This window comes from Streptomyces sp. NPDC024017 (assembly GCF_040638895.1).
Lineage (GTDB): Bacteria > Actinomycetota > Actinomycetes > Streptomycetales > Streptomycetaceae > Streptomyces.
This window is the reverse complement of the sequence record NZ_JBEZYZ010000031.1, coordinates 1-2,494: the sequence shown is the minus strand read 5'-3', so window position 1 is coordinate 2,494 and position 2,494 is coordinate 1. Positions and strand designations below refer to the sequence as shown.

At 56.3% G+C, this 2,494-nt stretch carries 1 rRNA gene; it reads right to left on the bottom strand.

Going from position 1 to position 2,494, the window contains the following annotated elements:
- Window positions 1-22: 22 nt before the first annotated feature.
- Window positions 23-2,494, bottom strand: a 23S ribosomal RNA gene (locus tag AB0G20_RS39715); the annotation flags it as partial.

The window sequence follows — 2,494 nt, the reverse complement described above, 5'->3', positions numbered from 1 at the left end:
AACACAGTGGACGCGAGCAACTGAGGACAAGCCCTCGGCCTATTAGTACCGGTCAACTCCACACGTTACCGTGCTTCCATATCCGGCCTATCAACCCAGTCGTCTACTGGGAGCCTTACCCTCTCAAGGAGGTGGGAATACTCATCTCGAAGCAGGCTTCCCGCTTAGATGCTTTCAGCGGTTATCCCTCCCGAACGTAGCCAACCAGCCATGCCCTTGGCAGAACAACTGGCACACCAGAGGTTCGTCCGTCCCGGTCCTCTCGTACTAGGGACAGCCCTTCTCAATATTCCTACGCGCACAGCGGATAGGGACCGAACTGTCTCACGACGTTCTAAACCCAGCTCGCGTACCGCTTTAATGGGCGAACAGCCCAACCCTTGGGACCGACTCCAGCCCCAGGATGCGACGAGCCGACATCGAGGTGCCAAACCATCCCGTCGATATGGACTCTTGGGGAAGATCAGCCTGTTATCCCCGGGGTACCTTTTATCCGTTGAGCGACGGCGCTTCCACAAGCCACCGCCGGATCACTAGTCCCGACTTTCGTCCCTGCTCGACCCGTCGGTCTCACAGTCAAGCTCCCTTGTGCACTTACACTCAACACCTGATTGCCAACCAGGCTGAGGGAACCTTTGGGCGCCTCCGTTACTCTTTAGGAGGCAACCGCCCCAGTTAAACTACCCATCAGACACTGTCCCTGATCCGGATCACGGACCCAGGTTAGACATCCAGCACGACCAGACTGGTATTTCAACGACGACTCCCCCTGAACTGGCGTCCAGAGTTCAAAGTCTCCCAGCTATCCTACACAAGCCGAACCGAACACCAATATCAAACTGTAGTAAAGGTCCCGGGGTCTTTCCGTCCTGCTGCGCGAAACGAGCATCTTTACTCGTAGTGCAATTTCACCGGGCCTATGGTTGAGACAGTCGAGAAGTCGTTACGCCATTCGTGCAGGTCGGAACTTACCCGACAAGGAATTTCGCTACCTTAGGATGGTTATAGTTACCACCGCCGTTTACTGGCGCTTAAGTTCTCAGCTTCGCCCCACCGAAATGGAGCTAACCGGTCCCCTTAACGTTCCAGCACCGGGCAGGCGTCAGTCCGTATACATCGCCTTACGGCTTCGCACGGACCTGTGTTTTTAGTAAACAGTCGCTTCTCGCTGGTCTCTGCGGCCACCCCCAGCTCACCGAGTAAATCGGATCACCGAGTGTGGCCCCCCTTCTCCCGAAGTTACGGGGGCATTTTGCCGAGTTCCTTAACCATAGTTCACCCGAACGCCTCGGTATTCTCTACCTGACCACCTGAGTCGGTTTAGGGTACGGGCCGCCATGAAACTCGCTAGAGGCTTTTCTCGACAGCATAGGATCATCCACTTCACCACAATCGGCTCGGCATCAGGTCTCACCCTCATGTCATCCGGATTTACCTAGATGACGGGCTACACCCTTACCCCGGGACAACCACCGCCCGGGATGGACTACCTTCCTGCGTCACCCCATCACTCACCTACTAACCGCTTGGTTCGGCGGCTCCACCACTTTCCTTTCCCCGAAGGGTCCGGAACGGCTTCACGGCCTTAGCATCACGATGCTCGATGTTTGACGCTTCACAGCGGGTACCGGAATATCAACCGGTTATCCATCGACTACGCCTGTCGGCCTCGCCTTAGGTCCCGACTTACCCTGGGCAGATCAGCTTGACCCAGGAACCCTTAGTCAATCGGCGCAAACGTTTCTCACGTTTGTATCGCTACTCATGCCTGCATTCTCACTCGTGAACCGTCCACAACTCGCTTCCGCGGCTGCTTCACCCGGCACACGACGCTCCCCTACCCATCCACACAGGCGTTGGCCCTATTGTGTGAATGACACGACTTCGGCGGTACGCTTGAGCCCCGCTACATTGTCGGCGCGGAATCACTAGACCAGTGAGCTATTACGCACTCTTTCAAGGGTGGCTGCTTCTAAGCCAACCTCCTGGTTGTCTCTGCGACTCCACATCCTTTCCCACTTAGCGTACGCTTAGGGGCCTTAGTCGATGCTCTGGGCTGTTTCCCTCTCGACCATGGAGCTTATCCCCCACAGTCTCACTGCCGCGCTCTCACTTACCGGCATTCGGAGTTTGGCTAAGGTCAGTAACCCGGTAGGGCCCATCGCCTATCCAGTGCTCTACCTCCGGCAAGAAACACACGACGCTGCACCTAAATGCATTTCGGGGAGAACCAGCTATCACGGAGTTTGATTGGCCTTTCACCCCTAACCACAGGTCATCCCCCAGGTTTTCAACCCTGGTGGGTTCGGTCCTCCACGAAGTCTTACCTCCGCTTCAACCTGCCCATGGCTAGATCACTCCGCTTCGGGTCTTGAGCGTGCTACTGAAACGCCCTATTCGGACTCGCTTTCGCTACGGCTTCCCCACACGGGTTAACCTCGCAACACACCGCAAACTCGCAGGCTCATTCTTCAAAAGGCACGCAGTCACGAGA